The organism is Pseudomonas sp. SWRI111 (assembly GCF_014268555.1).
GTDB lineage: Bacteria > Pseudomonadota > Gammaproteobacteria > Pseudomonadales > Pseudomonadaceae > Aquipseudomonas > Aquipseudomonas hamedanensis.
Genome location: NZ_JABWQQ010000005.1, coordinates 150463 through 163067, shown reverse-complemented (window position 1 = coordinate 163067; position 12605 = coordinate 150463). Strand labels below are relative to the sequence as shown.

11 protein-coding genes and 1 pseudogene are annotated in these 12605 nt (G+C 60.5%); 5 read left to right on the top strand and 7 right to left on the bottom strand.

Going from position 1 to position 12605, the window contains the following annotated elements; translation table 11 throughout:
• Positions 1–765, top strand: a complete 765-nt coding sequence (gene madM / locus HU755_RS08945; RefSeq protein ID WP_039757570.1) for a malonate transporter subunit MadM — start codon at positions 1–3, stop codon at positions 763–765.
• Between the two features lie 106 nt (positions 766–871).
• Here the strand turns inward: madM and HU755_RS08940 are convergent, their stop codons facing one another.
• Complete coding sequence (locus HU755_RS08940) at positions 872–1792, bottom strand: LysR substrate-binding domain-containing protein (protein WP_186631679.1); 921 nt, start codon at positions 1790–1792, stop codon at positions 872–874.
• A 141-nt stretch (positions 1793–1933) separates the two neighbouring features.
• On the opposite strand from HU755_RS08940, the gene HU755_RS08935 reads away from it, so the two are divergent.
• Positions 1934–2551: a hemolysin III family protein gene (locus tag HU755_RS08935; RefSeq protein WP_186631676.1), complete on the top strand. Its 618-nt coding sequence runs from the start codon at positions 1934–1936 to the stop codon at positions 2549–2551.
• Between the two features lie 174 nt (positions 2552–2725).
• Here the strand turns inward: HU755_RS08935 and HU755_RS08930 are convergent, their stop codons facing one another.
• Positions 2726–3445 carry a 16S rRNA (uracil(1498)-N(3))-methyltransferase gene (locus HU755_RS08930; protein ID WP_186549358.1) on the bottom strand — a complete coding sequence of 240 codons (720 nt, stop codon included), beginning with the start codon at positions 3443–3445 and terminating at the stop codon, positions 2726–2728.
• Positions 3446–3594: 149 nt separating this feature from the next.
• The gene (locus HU755_RS08925; RefSeq protein ID WP_186631674.1) at positions 3595–5001 is read right to left on the bottom strand and encodes an adenosylmethionine--8-amino-7-oxononanoate transaminase; all 1407 of its coding nucleotides are present in this window, start codon (positions 4999–5001) and stop codon (positions 3595–3597) included.
• A 224-nt stretch (positions 5002–5225) separates the two neighbouring features.
• Here HU755_RS08925 and HU755_RS08920 point away from each other — a divergent pair, with 224 nt between their 5' ends.
• A complete protein-coding gene (locus tag HU755_RS08920) occupies positions 5226–6998 on the top strand; it encodes a flavin monoamine oxidase family protein (RefSeq protein WP_186631671.1) in 1773 nt (590 codons plus the stop codon).
• A 354-nt stretch (positions 6999–7352) separates the two neighbouring features.
• On the opposite strand, the gene HU755_RS08915 is transcribed toward HU755_RS08920, so the two are convergent.
• On the bottom strand, positions 7353–7712 hold the full coding sequence (locus HU755_RS08915; RefSeq protein WP_238349968.1) for a hypothetical protein: 360 nt from the start codon (positions 7710–7712) through the stop codon (positions 7353–7355).
• A gap of 452 nt (positions 7713–8164) precedes the next feature.
• Between HU755_RS08915 and HU755_RS08910 the strand changes: the two genes are divergently transcribed.
• Together HU755_RS08910 and HU755_RS08905 are read left to right on the top strand one after the other, a co-directional pair.
• Positions 8165–8716, top strand: a complete 552-nt coding sequence (locus HU755_RS08910) for a cytochrome b (RefSeq protein WP_186549350.1) — start codon at positions 8165–8167, stop codon at positions 8714–8716.
• 31 nt (positions 8717–8747) lie between these two features.
• Positions 8748–9326 (top strand): YceI family protein, encoded by a 579-nt coding sequence (locus tag HU755_RS08905; RefSeq protein ID WP_186623782.1) that lies wholly within the window; start codon positions 8748–8750, stop codon positions 9324–9326.
• A gap of 266 nt (positions 9327–9592) precedes the next feature.
• On the opposite strand, the gene HU755_RS27785 is transcribed toward HU755_RS08905, so the two are convergent.
• The 3 genes and pseudogenes from HU755_RS27785 to HU755_RS08895 form a co-directional block, all read right to left on the bottom strand.
• Positions 9593–10006: a hypothetical protein gene (locus HU755_RS27785; RefSeq protein WP_346655428.1), complete on the bottom strand. Its 414-nt coding sequence runs from the start codon at positions 10004–10006 to the stop codon at positions 9593–9595.
• 317 nt (positions 10007–10323) lie between these two features.
• A pseudogene (locus HU755_RS27780) lies at positions 10324–11466 on the bottom strand (DEAD/DEAH box helicase); the annotation flags it as partial.
• 222 nt (positions 11467–11688) lie between these two features.
• Complete coding sequence (locus HU755_RS08895; protein ID WP_186631665.1) at positions 11689–12501, bottom strand: ABC transporter substrate-binding protein; 813 nt, start codon at positions 12499–12501, stop codon at positions 11689–11691.
• Positions 12502–12605 lie beyond the last annotated feature (104 nt).

The window sequence follows — 12605 nt, the reverse complement described above, 5'->3', positions numbered from 1 at the left end:
ATGTGGGATCTCATCGAGAAAGGTCTGGAGCACAACGGTCTGATCACCGCATTCGCCTTCGTCGGCGTGATCATGTGGGTGTCGGTGATCCTCTCCAAGCGTCTGACCTTCGGGCGCATCCACGGCTCGGCGATTGCCATCGTCATCGGCCTGGTGCTGGCTTGGGTGGGCGGCACCATGACTGGCGGACAGAAGGGCTTGGCGGATCTCACCCTTTTCTCCGGGATCGGCCTGATGGGCGGGGCGATGTTGCGTGACTTCGCTATTGTTGCCACCGCCTTCGAAGTGCAGGCCACCGAAGCGAAGAAGGCCGGCATGATCGGCGTGATCGCCTTGCTGCTGGGCACGATTTTGCCGTTTATTGTCGGCGCGTGCATGGCGTGGACCTTCGGTTATCGCGATGCGGTGAGCATGACCACCATTGGCGCCGGTGCGGTGACTTACATCGTCGGGCCGGTGACTGGCGCGGCGATTGGCGCGACTTCTGACGTGATGGCGCTGTCGATCGCCACCGGGCTGATCAAGGCGATTCTGGTGATGGTCGGAACGCCCGTGGCGGCGCGCTGGATGGGCCTGGACAATCCGCGCTCGGCGATGGTGTTTGGCGGGTTGGCCGGAACGGTGAGTGGCGTGACGGCGGGGCTGGCGGCGACGGATCGGCGGTTGGTGCCGTATGGGGCGTTGACGGCGACCTTTCACACCGGACTGGGCTGCTTGCTGGGGCCGTCGCTGTTGTTCTTCATCGTCCGCGCGATTGTTGGTTAGTTGATCGTTCCCACGCTCTGCGTGGGAATGCCTCAATGGACGCTCTGCGTCCGCTTTGGGACGCAGAGCGTCCCGGGCTGCATTCCCACGCAGAGCGTGGGAACGATCATGCGCTGGCCTGACGATTGGCATACATCCGGCACTCCGCCAGCAACGCCAGCAGATTCGGATCGCGCTCCTTGGCCTTCAGAAACACCACACCAATGTGCTGCTGCAACCGGTACTTCTCCTGCAACGGAATCAGCTTCACCCGGTTCTCGTACACCGCCGCAATCCGCCCCGGCAGCAAGGCGTAACCCACGCCCGAGCTGACCATGCTCAGCAGGGTGAAAATGTCATTCACCTGCATCGCCACCTTCGGCTCGAACCCCGCTTGTTTGAACACCCGCACGCCGTCCTGATGCGTGGCAAAACCCTGGGTCAGGGTGATGAAAGTTTCATCACGCACCTCCGCCAGATCCACTTCACTGCGCTGGGCAAACTTTGAATCCGCCGGGGTGGCGAGGAAAATGTCGTCGGAAAACAGCGCAATCTGCTCGCAATCCGGATCATTGATGCTGTCGTCCAGCGACACCAGAATCGCGTCGACTTCCATGTTTTTCAGCTTGTAGAGCAGGTCGATGTTCGAGCCGAGGATCAGGTCGATGTTGAGTTCGCTGCGGCGGATTTTCAGGCCCATGATCAGCTGCGGCACGGTCTTCACCGTCAGTGAATACAGTGAGCCGAGCTTGAAGCGTTCTGCAGAAAACCCGGCGGCTTCGCGGGTCAGGCGCACGCTGTCGACCACGTCGTTGATCAGCTTCTGCGCGCGCTCCTCCAAGACATAGGCACTTTCCAGTGGCGTCAGGTTGCGGCCTTCGTGTTTGAACAGCGGGCAGCGTAGGGCGTTCTCCAGTGAGTGAATGGCGCGGTGCACGCTGACATTGCTGGTCTGCAGTTCGGCGGCGGCGCGCGCCAGGTTGCCGGTGCGCATGAAGGCGAGGAACACCTCGAGTTTTTTCAGGGTCAATTCTTCGTCGATCAGCATGGCGCGGACTCTTTTTGGTATCGGCCGATTGTGCCTAATTCCCGCGTGCCGCGCAGGCGACGCTGAACAGAAACATTGCGCTTTTACGCTCAAGGCCCGAGCCTTGCGCGCTTGCGGTAGCGATTACGAGGTGTGTGACACATGTATCACGGGGAAAAACTTAACGCCTGGACCCATCTGGTCGGAGCCATCGCAGCGTTTATCGGCGGCGTGTGGATGCTGGTGATTGCCAGCCTCGACGGCAGTCCGTGGAAGATCGTCAGCGTGGCGATTTACGCCTTCACCTTGCTGGTGCTCTACAGCGCCTCGACCGTGTACCACAGCGTGCGCGGGCGCAAGAAAGCGATCATGAAGAAGGTCGATCATTTTTCGATCTACCTGTTGATCGCCGGCAGCTACACGCCGTTTTGCCTGGTGACGTTACGCGGGCCGTGGGGCTGGACGCTGTTCGGGATTGTCTGGGGGCTGGCGCTGATCGGGATTCTGCAAGAGATCAAACCGCGTTCCGAAGCGCGGATTCTGTCGATCGTGATTTACGCGGTGATGGGCTGGATCGTGCTGGTCGCGGTTAAACCGCTGATCGCTGCACTGGGCACGGCGGGGTTTACCTGGCTGGCGTCAGGCGGGGTTTTGTACACGGTGGGGATTATCTTTTTTGCCCTGGATCATCGGTTGCGGCATGCCCATGGCATCTGGCATCTGTTTGTGATTGCCGGAAGTCTGCTGCACTTTGTCGCGATACTGTTCTACGTCCTGTGAATGCAATCCCTGTGGGAGGGGGCTTGCTCCCGAAGGCGTCAGATCAGCCAACATTTCGTTGAATGACACACCGCATTCGCGAGCAAGCCCGCTCCCACATTGGATCTAGAGTGCTCCCAAAATCTCTATTCCCTGGAGATCTACTGTGGGAGCGAGCTTGCTCGCGAAGAGGCCTTAGAAATCCCCCCAAAGCTGCTGGGCCACAGCCAGCGCAACCACCGGCGCGGTCTCTGTGCGCAGCACCCGCGGGCCGAGGCGGGCGGCGTGGAAGCCGTTGGCCTTGGCCTGCTCGACTTCGGCATCCGACAAGCCCCCTTCAGGCCCGATCAGGAACGCCAGCGTCGCCGGTTTCGCATGGCTGACCAGCGGCTCGGCCACCGGATGCAGCACCAGCTTCAACTCGGCTTCGGTCTGCTTGAGCCAATCCGCCAGCAGCACGGGCGGGTGGATCACCGGCACCCGTGAACGCCCGCACTGCTCGCAGGCGCTGATTGCCACCTGACGCCAGTGCAGCAAACGCTTGTCGGCGCGTTCATCCTTGAGGCGTACTTCGCAGCGGTCGCTGAAGATCGGCGTGATTTCAGTCACGCCCAGTTCGGTGGCTTTCTGAATCGCCCAGTCCATGCGCTCGCCACGGGACAAGCCCTGGCCGAGGTGGATCTGCAGCGGCGATTCGACCTGCCCGGCGAATTGCTCGTCGATCTGCACGACGACACGCTTCTTGCCGACTTCCACCAGCGATCCGCGAAACTCATGGCCGGAGCCGTCGAACAACTGCACGGCATCACCCTCGGCCATGCGCAGCACCCGGCTGATGTAATGCGCCTGGGCTTCCGGCAGTTCGTGTTCGCCGGTGCTCAGCGGGGCGTCGATAAAGAAGCGGGACAGTCTCATTTCGGGTCTCTGGAAATATGAATCAGTTGGATCGGCGTCGACTTCATTCGCGAGCAAGCCCGCTCCCACACCTGAAATGCATTCCCCTGTGGGAGCGGGCTTGCTCGCGAAAGCGGCCGCCAGGCACTACATATCTTGAATGATTTGCATCAGCCCGGATCACGGAAACCGGGGTGGAAGTCTTTTGGCACGGCGACGCTGACGCTGTCACGCGTCGCGATATCAATACCCTCACTCGCCACTTCGGCCAAAAAGTCGATCTGCTCCGGGGTGATCACATACGGCGGCAGGAAATACACCACGCTGCCCAGCGGCCGCAGCAATGCGCCACGCTCCAGCGCATGCTGGAACACCTTCAAGCCACGACGCTCCTGCCAAGGGTAGGCCTCTTTGCTGGCTTTATCCTTGACCATCTCGATCGCCAGAACCATGCCGGTCTGGCGCACTTCCGAGACGTTCGGGTGATCAACCAGATGCGCGGTCGCCGAGGCCATACGCTGAGCGAGCGCCTTGTTGTTCTCGATCACATTGTCCTGCTCGAAAATATCCAGCGTCGCCAACGCCGCCGCGCAGGCGAGCGGGTTGCCGGTGTAACTGTGCGAATGAAGAAAGGCGCGCAGGGTCGGGTAGTCGTCGTAGAACGCGCTGTAGACATCGTCAGTGGTCAGGCACGCCGCCAGCGGCAGGTAGCCGCCGGTCAGGGCTTTCGACAGGCAGAGGAAGTCCGGGCGGATGCCGGCCTGTTCGCAGGCGAACATGGTTCCGGTGCGGCCGAAACCAACGGCGATTTCGTCGTGGATCAGGTGCACGCCGTAGCGGTCGCAGGCCTCGCGCAGCAGCTTGAGGTACACCGGGTGATACATGCGCATGCCGCCCGCGCCCTGAATCAACGGCTCGACGATCACCGCCGCGACGCTGTCATGATGCTCGGCCAGCGTTTGTTCCATGGCGGCGAACATGTTGCGCGAATGCTCTTCCCAGCTCATGCCGTCGGGGCGCCCGTAGCAATCCGGGCTCGGCACCTTAATGGTGTCCATCAGCAGCGCTTTGTAGGTCTCGGTAAACAGCGGCACATCGCCGACCGCCATCGCCGCCATGGTTTCGCCGTGGTAACTGTTGGTCAGCGTGACGAAGCGTTTTTTATTCGGCTGGCCGCGATTGAGCCAGTAGTGAAAGCTCATCTTCAGCGCGACTTCGATGCAGGACGAGCCGTTATCGGCGTAGAACACCCGGTTCAGCCCTTCCGGCGTCATCTTGACCAGACGCTCGGACAGCTCAATCACCGGTTGATGGCTGAACCCGGCGAGAATCACGTGTTCGAGTTGATCGACCTGATCCTTGATGCGCTGGTTGATGCGCGGGTTGGCGTGGCCGAACACGTTGACCCACCACGAGCTGACCGCGTCGAGGTAGCGCTTGCCTTCGAAGTCTTCGAGCCAGACGCCTTCGCCGCGCTTGATCGGGATCAGCGGCAGCTGTTCGTGGTCTTTCATCTGGGTGCAGGGATGCCACAGCGCCGCAAGATCGCGTTGCATCCACTGGTTATTCAGGCCCATTTACAGTCTCCTCGAGGCGGCTCGCGTCAGGCGCGGGCGAACAATCGGGCAAGCCTATGCAATGCGTCGCGCGGGGACAACCCATTGTGTCGATTGAGCTACTTTGTCTGAGCCGATAGACGTCGCTGGCGGCGTTTTGATGGCTAACGTATTCTTCGCGGTTCTTTGGGTCGTCTGACCCGCACAACTGATTTTTCCTACGTGTTTTTTCCGGAGTTCGCTGAATGTCTGTCGGTTGGCTGCGCGCCTGTGCGCTGGTGATGTTGGGGCTGTTCAGCGTTACGGCGCTGGCCAAGGATAAAACCGCAATCGTGATCGGCGGCGGCCTGTCGGGCCTGACGGCTGCTTATGAGCTGCAAAACAAGGGCTGGCAGGTCACGCTGCTGGAAGCCAAACCGAGCCTGGGCGGTCGTTCGGGCATGGCCACCAGTGAGTGGATCGGCAACGACAAGACCCAGCCGGTGCTGAACAAGTACGTCTCGGCCTTCAAGCTCGGCACCACGCCGGCACCGGAATTTGTGCGTACGCCGAGTTATCTGATCGACGGTGATTATTTCACTGCCGCCGATCTGGCGACCAAGCAACCCGCCACTGCCGATGCGCTCAAGCGCTACCAGAAAACCCTCGACGACCTGGCACGCTCGATCGACGATCCGCAGAACCCGGCAGCGACCGCCACCCTCCACGCGCTGGATCAGATCACCGTGTCGAGCTGGCTCGACAAGCAGAACCTGCCGGCCACCGCACGTCAGTTGATCAACCAGGACATCCGCACCCACTACGACGAACCTTCGCGTCTGTCGCTGCTGTATTTCGCTCAGCAGAACCGCGTTTATCGCGGCGTCTCCGACCGTGACCTGCGTGCCTCGCGGCTGGTCGGCGGCAGTCAGGTGCTGGCCCAGGCCTTTGTGAAACAGATCAAGACCATCAAGACCAACTCGCCAGTGTCGGCAGTGACCCAGGACAAGGACGGCGTGACCGTCAAGGTCGGCAGCGTCGGTTACCAAGCCGATTACGTGGTGCTGGCGGTGCCGCTGCGTGCGCTGAACAAGATCCAGCTGACTCCAGCACTGGATGCCCAGCATCTGGCCGCGATCAAAGGCACCAACTACGGCTGGCGCGACCAGATCATGCTGAAGTTCAAGACGCCAGTGTGGGAAAGCAAATCGCGCATGTCCGGCGAGATCTACAGCAATACCGGTCTGGGCATGCTCTGGATCGAGCCGGCGCTCAAGGGTGGCGCCAACGTAGTGATCAACCTGTCCGGCGACAACGCCCGCGTCATGCAGGCGTTCGGCGACAAGCAAATGGTCGATCAGGTGTTGATCCGTCTGCACGCTTTTTATCCACAGGCCCGTGGCTCGTTCACCGGTTATGAAATCCGTCGCTACAGCACCGACCCGTCGATGGGCGGCGCCTACCTGGCCTACGGCCCGGGGCAGATCAGCAAGTTCTGGCGCCTGTGGGAGCGTCCTCTGCAACGCGTAGCGTTCGCTGGCGAACACACCGACACCTTGTACCCGGGCACACTGGAAGGTGCGTTGCGCACCGGTCAGCGCGCGGCCAGCCAGGTTGAAGATTTGGCGGCAGGCAAATCGTTCGAACCGGTCAAAGTGGTTCCGGCTGCCGCAGCGGCAGGCGCGGCGGGTGCCGTGGCGGCGAAGAAGGGCAACTTCTTCACTAACCTGTTTGGCGGTTCCGATGACGACAAGAAGCCTGAGCCGGTGAAGGCGCCAGAGCCTGCTCCTGCTCCGGTCGCTCCAGCGCCAGCCCCGGCACCTGCGCCAGCCCCGGTGGAAGCGCCGAAGCCAGCGGCCCCGGTGAAAGCTGAGCCCGCGAAGAAGGCTGCGGCCAAGCCTGCCGCGAAGAAACCGGCAGCCAAGACCGAGGCGAAGAAGCCTGCGGCAAAAGCGCCGGCGAAGAAAACTGAACCGGCGAAGAAGCCAGCCGCCAAACCTGCGGCGCCGGCAACACCGACCGAGACCAAGGCGCAGTAAGGCTTTGCTCCATGAAAAACGCGACCCTCGGGTCGCGTTTTTTTTGGATTGTATTTATGTCCTTCGCGACCCGCCCATGGGGCTTACCTGCGTAGCGGAGGCTTCCCACAAGACACTCGGAAAGGGGTGATAGCGGCTGCCTGAGCGCCCATTTTAAGCTGGGAAAAATTGGAGGCACTTGATGAAAACGCTCACGCTCATACTTTTGCTGATTACACTTTCCGGCTGTACCCATGGGCATTTCTTTCCGGGCGGGTATGGTTCTGAACTTGCGCACACCTGCCAGATAGATCCTTACAGTGCCGATTGCCTGCAACCGCCGGCGGTACTGCATAACTAGTCAGCGTCCGCCGGTTAGAACTCCCATTTGAAGAACTCGATGCCGTTCGGCAATTTCTTCAGCCACTTTTGCTTGGGCTTGCGGATTCGCCCGGGAATAAAACCAAAGCGCGCCCAGCGCAGATTTCCCGTGCGCTGGTCATAAATCACCAGGTTTCCATCGTCCTGAAGCGTCATGTAAGTGTTGTACCACAGCGATTTATCAAGGCTGTGCGTGCTTTCGGCAATCCACAGTCGCCGTCTGGAGGGGTCGAAAAGGAAACCGTTGTTGCTGATTACGAATTGCAGCGGCTCGCGCATTCTCTTCGGATGCAACGTTGCGCTGTAAGGCTGGTTGTTGTCCGCAATCCAGATGCCAGCCTCGCCCTCTTTCATGACCAGATTTCCATCGCTCTGCAACAGCAAGCGAAATCGAGCGTTGTCCGATTGCAGGTACTGGCCGGCCGACATTGTTTGATTGGGCGGCAATACGGAAGAACCGTTTGCCTGAAACGGGGTATATCGCAGAGACATATCTTGCGCCTGTTAAAAATGATGACGGGGCATCATTCGAACAGGTTCAACCGGGGCAACAGCGGTACATAGTTATCGGTTGCGAATTTCCCCGTTAACGGTCTGCGTGTGCCTTCGCCAAGGTGCTCTTGAGTGATGACGCAGCACCGATCATTTGTCCAAGCGTTCCACAGCGAAATCGCCTTTAATCCTTCCTTAACACCCCGCTCGCAGACTCTTGATCGTATTTCTCGATATTTCAAAGCAAAATTTTCCGCTTTAATTCGATAGATAACTCGCTAGTCTTGGTTCGCAGTTCTCACAGGATTTGGGCAATGCAGCTACGTAACTCTTCTTCGCGCTATGGTTGGGTCAGCATCTTCATGCACTGGGGCGTGGCGCTGGCGGTCTTCGGGCTGTTTGCGCTGGGTCTGTGGATGGTCGGGCTGGATTACTACAGCACCTGGCGCAAAGACGCGCCGGACCTGCACAAAAGCATCGGTCTGGTGCTGCTCGCTGTGATGGTGTTGCGGGTGCTGTGGCGTTTCATCAGCCCACCGCCCTCTACGCTGCAAAGCTACAGCCGCATGACCCGCATCGGCGCGAAATTCGGCCACGGGTTTCTGTATCTGGCGCTGTTCGCTGTGATGATTGCCGGTTACCTGATTTCCACCGCAGACGGTGTCGGGATCCCGGTGTTTGGCCTGTTTGAAGTTCCTGCTCTGCTCTCCGGACTACCGGATCAGGCAGATACCGCTGGGGTGATTCATCTCTGGCTGGCGTGGGCGCTGGTAATTTTTTCCGGTCTCCATGCGTTGGCAGCATTGAAGCACCACTTTATCGATCGTGATGCGACCCTCACTCGAATGCTCGGTCGCAAAGCCTGAAATTCAACCTCGACTCAAAGGAAAAGAAAGCATGTTGAAAAAGACTCTGGCCGCTCTGGCAATCGGTTCTGCCGTGCTGTCCGCCAACGTAATGGCCGCTGACTATGTCGTAGACAAAGAAGGCCAGCACGCCTTCGTCGACTTCAAGATCAGCCACCTGGGCTACAGCTACATCACCGGTACCTTCAAGGACATCGACGGCAAGTTCAGCTTCGACGCTGCCAAGCCTGAAGACAGCAAGATCGAGTTCAACGTCAACACCGCCAGCGTGTTCACCAACCACGCCGAGCGCGACAAGCACATCGCCAGCGCTGACTTCCTCAACGCCAGCAAATTCGGCAAGGCCACCTTCGTCTCCACCAGCGTCAAATCCACCGGTGCCAACACCGCTGACGTGACCGGCGACCTGACCCTGCTGGGCGTGACCAAGCCTGTCGTTGTCAAAGCGACTTTCCTGGGCGAAGGCAAAGATCCATGGGGCGGCTACCGTGCCGGCTTCGAAGGCACCACCACTATCAAGCGTTCCGATTTCGGCAAGCAGAAAGACCTCGGTCCGAAGTCCGATGTTGTCGAGTTGTACGTTTCGTTTGAAGGTGTGAAAGCGAAGTAAATTTCGTCGCCACATAAAAACGCCCCCGGTCGAAAGGCCGGGGGCGTTTTTTATTGCCTGCCACACCACGGACCCCTTGTAGAAGATATCTTGTGGGAGCGAGCCTGCTCGCGAAAGCGGTGTGTCATTCGGCAGAGATTGAGCTGATCCGACGCCTTCGCGAGCAGGCTCGCTCCCACAGGGGTATTGCGGTGTGGCAGAAATATTCGAGGTAAAAAAATGCCCCGGCTCTTGCGAACCGGGGCATTTTTCATTGCGGCGTTAACTCAGCGATTGCGGGTCAGCAGTGCTGGTTTCTCGCCACGCGGACGGCTTGGCAGTTGATCGAGCTGCTCAGGCGTCGGGAAGCGGTCGGCTTTCGATTCCTTGTGCATGATCTTCGGGCCATTGCTGCGCGGGTTCTGCACGGCCGGCTGTTCGGCACGTGGCTGATCGTCACGGGCCGGACGGCGGTTGCGCGGGGCGGAATCGTCACGACGTCCTGACTGACCATCGCGCGGAGCGCCGTTACGCGGGCCGCTGCGTTTGGCGGGCGGGGTGCCGGTGCTCGAACCGTTGCTGTTGCGCGGACCGTTCTGCCGACCTTGTGGCTGACCGCCACGAGGTGCACCAGCGCCAGCGCCTTGCGCCGGTGCGCCCGGACGACGGCCACGGCCGCCGGCAGGAGCGGCTTTCGGCACGTAGTCAACGCGGTTACCGAAGTTATCTACATCGTCGTCAAGAAACTCGTCCGGGGCACGGTCAGCCGCTGCACGCGGTGGCTGGCTCGGGCGCTGCTCGCGGCTCGGCGTGCCTTCGCGTGGTTTCTGCGCGCGGGCAGGGCGTTCGCCACGGTCGCCGGCCGGTTTTTCCTTGCCTTTGTCCTTGCCCTTGTCTTTACGACCGCCGCCACCGCCGCCGCCATTCGGGCCGTCGCCGCGCGGGCCACGGGAATTGCGTGGGTTGCGGCATCCGGACGCTCACGAACTTCCGGCTTCTCGGCTTCGATGGTGCTCGAGTCGAAGCCCATCAGATCGCCGTCGGCAATCTTCTGTTTAGTCATGCGTTCGATGCTTTTCAGCAGCTTTTCTTCGTCCGGTGCGACCAGCGAAATCGCCTCGCCCGAACGACCGGCACGGCCCGTACGGCCAATGCGGTGCACGTAGTCTTCGTCGACATTCGGCAGCTCGAAGTTGACCACATGCGGCAACTGATCGATGTCCAGACCACGGGCGGCGATGTCGGTGGCGACCAGAATGCGCACTTCGCCAGCCTTGAAGTCGGCCAAGGCTTTGGTGCGGGCGTTCTGGCTCTTGTTACCGTGAATCGCCACAGCCGGCAGGCCGTGTTTGTCCAGGTACTCGGCCAGACGGTTGGCGCCGTGCTTGGTGCGGGTGAACACCAGCACCTGTTCCCACGCGCCGGCGGTGATCAGGTGCGCCAGCAGTGCACGTTTGTGGCTGGCCGGCAGACGGAACACGCGTTGTTCGATGCGCTCGACCGTGGTGTTCGGCGGCGTCACTTCGATGCGTTCCGGGTTGTGCAGCAGCTTGCCGGCAAGGTCGGTGATGTCTTTGGAGAACGTCGCCGAGAACAGCAGGTTCTGACGCTTGGACGGCAGGCGTGCGAGGACTTTCTTCACGTCGTGCACGAAACCCATGTCGAGCATGCGGTCGGCTTCGTCGAGGACGAGGATTTCCACGTGGGACAGATCAACGCTGCCCTGGCCGCACAGGTCGAGCAGACGACCCGGGCAGGCGACGAGCACGTCGACGCCGCGGGACATGGCCTGGACCTGTGGGTTCATGCCGACGCCGCCGAAGATGCAGGCGCTGACGAATTTCAGGTCACGGGCGTAGATCTTGAAGCTCTCGTGCACCTGAGCCGCGAGTTCGCGGGTCGGGGTCAGGACCAGTACGCGCGGTTGGCGCGGGCCATGACGCTGGGATTTGTCCGGGTGACCGTTGGGGAACAACCGCTCCAGAATCGGGAGGGCGAAACCGCCGGTTTTACCGGTACCTGTCTGAGCCGCGACCATCAGGTCGCGACCTTGCAACACGGCGGGAATGGCCCGCTGTTGCACCGGAGTAGGCTCGGTATAGCCCGCATCTTCGATGGCGCGGACTAAAGCCTCGGAGAGACCGAGGGAAGCAAAGGACATGAGTAATCCTGTTTTAGTTAGGGCTTGGCCCAATGGGAGTCTTGCCTGGCGCGAATCACGTTTAAGAGGACGCAATCCCGTCCGGTCCTGCTGCGGTTCCGAAGGCAGGTCAGGAGCGCTCGCGCGGGCTGCAAAGCTGCGCTGTAGCGGGTCGTGAGGCCTTTTACGGTTCCGGGCGTCCGGGCGTGAGCCTGGCGGGAACGCCGGAGTATAACAGAGCAATCACCGCGCGCCGCTTTCCTGCTGCTCAACGGTTTTGCCGTTGGCCGTGGCAGAGCGTGTCGACGCACTGCCGGCAGGTGCGGCTCCGTAGCGTGCGCTCAGCTCGGCGTAGGCAGGTTCACGCTTGAAACGCTTGAGTTCGGCGCCGAAACGCTGCACCAGCAAGTCCATGCCCGCATTGCGCCGAACCGCCAGAAATTGGCTCTGACGGCTGATGACGGTGGGGTTTTCGCTGATTTGCGCGCGCAAACCCAACTGATCGAGCAAATGCTGACCGACGCGACGGTCAGTGATCAACAGATCGATGCGGCCACGCACCAGCTTGCCGAAATTGGCTTCATGGGTCGGTGCAGGTTCGCGAGTAAACAGATCCGACTGGCTGAAATCGGGACTGTACAGATAGCCCGGCGAGGTGCCGATGGTCAGGCCTTTGAGTTGTTCGAGCGCGTTGAACGGGTGTGGGCGCTCATTGGCGTAGAACATCACGAACTCGACGTCCGACAGCGGCTCGCTGGGGTAGAGCAGGGTGGCGTCGCGCTCATCGCTGTGAAAGATGTCCAGCGCACCGTCGGCCTGACCGGATTCAAGCATCGACAGGCAACGTTTCCACGGCAGGAACTGCCATTCGACGTCTATGCCCAGGCGCTTGAACACGATGGCCGTGGTTTCGTAATCCAGACCGAGACTGCGGCCATCCGCTTCGTACACGTAAGGCGCCCACGGCTCGGTGACAATACGCAGCTTCTCGCCTCGAGCGGCGAAGCTCAGGCAAGCAAAAACCAGCACGGCGAATAATTGCGTGATCAAAGGCATGGCTGGAGATTACGACGAGAACCCGCAAAGAGCCAGAAAGCGCCTGCACAAGCTCTGTTTCGCGGCTCCAAACGCAAAAAATCACAGCTACGACAACCCCTGCA

Coding starts and splice junctions, on each gene's coding strand:
- HU755_RS08940 (WP_186631679.1), bottom strand. CDS start 1,792: ATGCTGATCGACGAAGAATTGACCCTGAAAAAACTCGAGGTGTTCCTC.
- HU755_RS08910 (WP_186549350.1), top strand. CDS start 8,165: ATGCAGCTACGTAACTCTTCTTCGCGCTATGGTTGGGTCAGCATCTTC.
- HU755_RS08905 (WP_186623782.1), top strand. CDS start 8,748: ATGTTGAAAAAGACTCTGGCCGCTCTGGCAATCGGTTCTGCCGTGCTG.
- HU755_RS08915 (WP_238349968.1), bottom strand. CDS start 7,712: ATGAAAGAGGGCGAGGCTGGCATCTGGATTGCGGACAACAACCAGCCT.
- HU755_RS08930 (WP_186549358.1), bottom strand. CDS start 3,445: ATGAGACTGTCCCGCTTCTTTATCGACGCCCCGCTGAGCACCGGCGAA.
- HU755_RS08925 (WP_186631674.1), bottom strand. CDS start 5,001: ATGGGCCTGAATAACCAGTGGATGCAACGCGATCTTGCGGCGCTGTGG.
- HU755_RS08920 (WP_186631671.1), top strand. CDS start 5,226: ATGTCTGTCGGTTGGCTGCGCGCCTGTGCGCTGGTGATGTTGGGGCTG.
- madM (WP_039757570.1), top strand. CDS start 1: ATGTGGGATCTCATCGAGAAAGGTCTGGAGCACAACGGTCTGATCACC.
- HU755_RS08895 (WP_186631665.1), bottom strand. CDS start 12,501: ATGCCTTTGATCACGCAATTATTCGCCGTGCTGGTTTTTGCTTGCCTG.
- HU755_RS08935 (WP_186631676.1), top strand. CDS start 1,934: ATGTATCACGGGGAAAAACTTAACGCCTGGACCCATCTGGTCGGAGCC.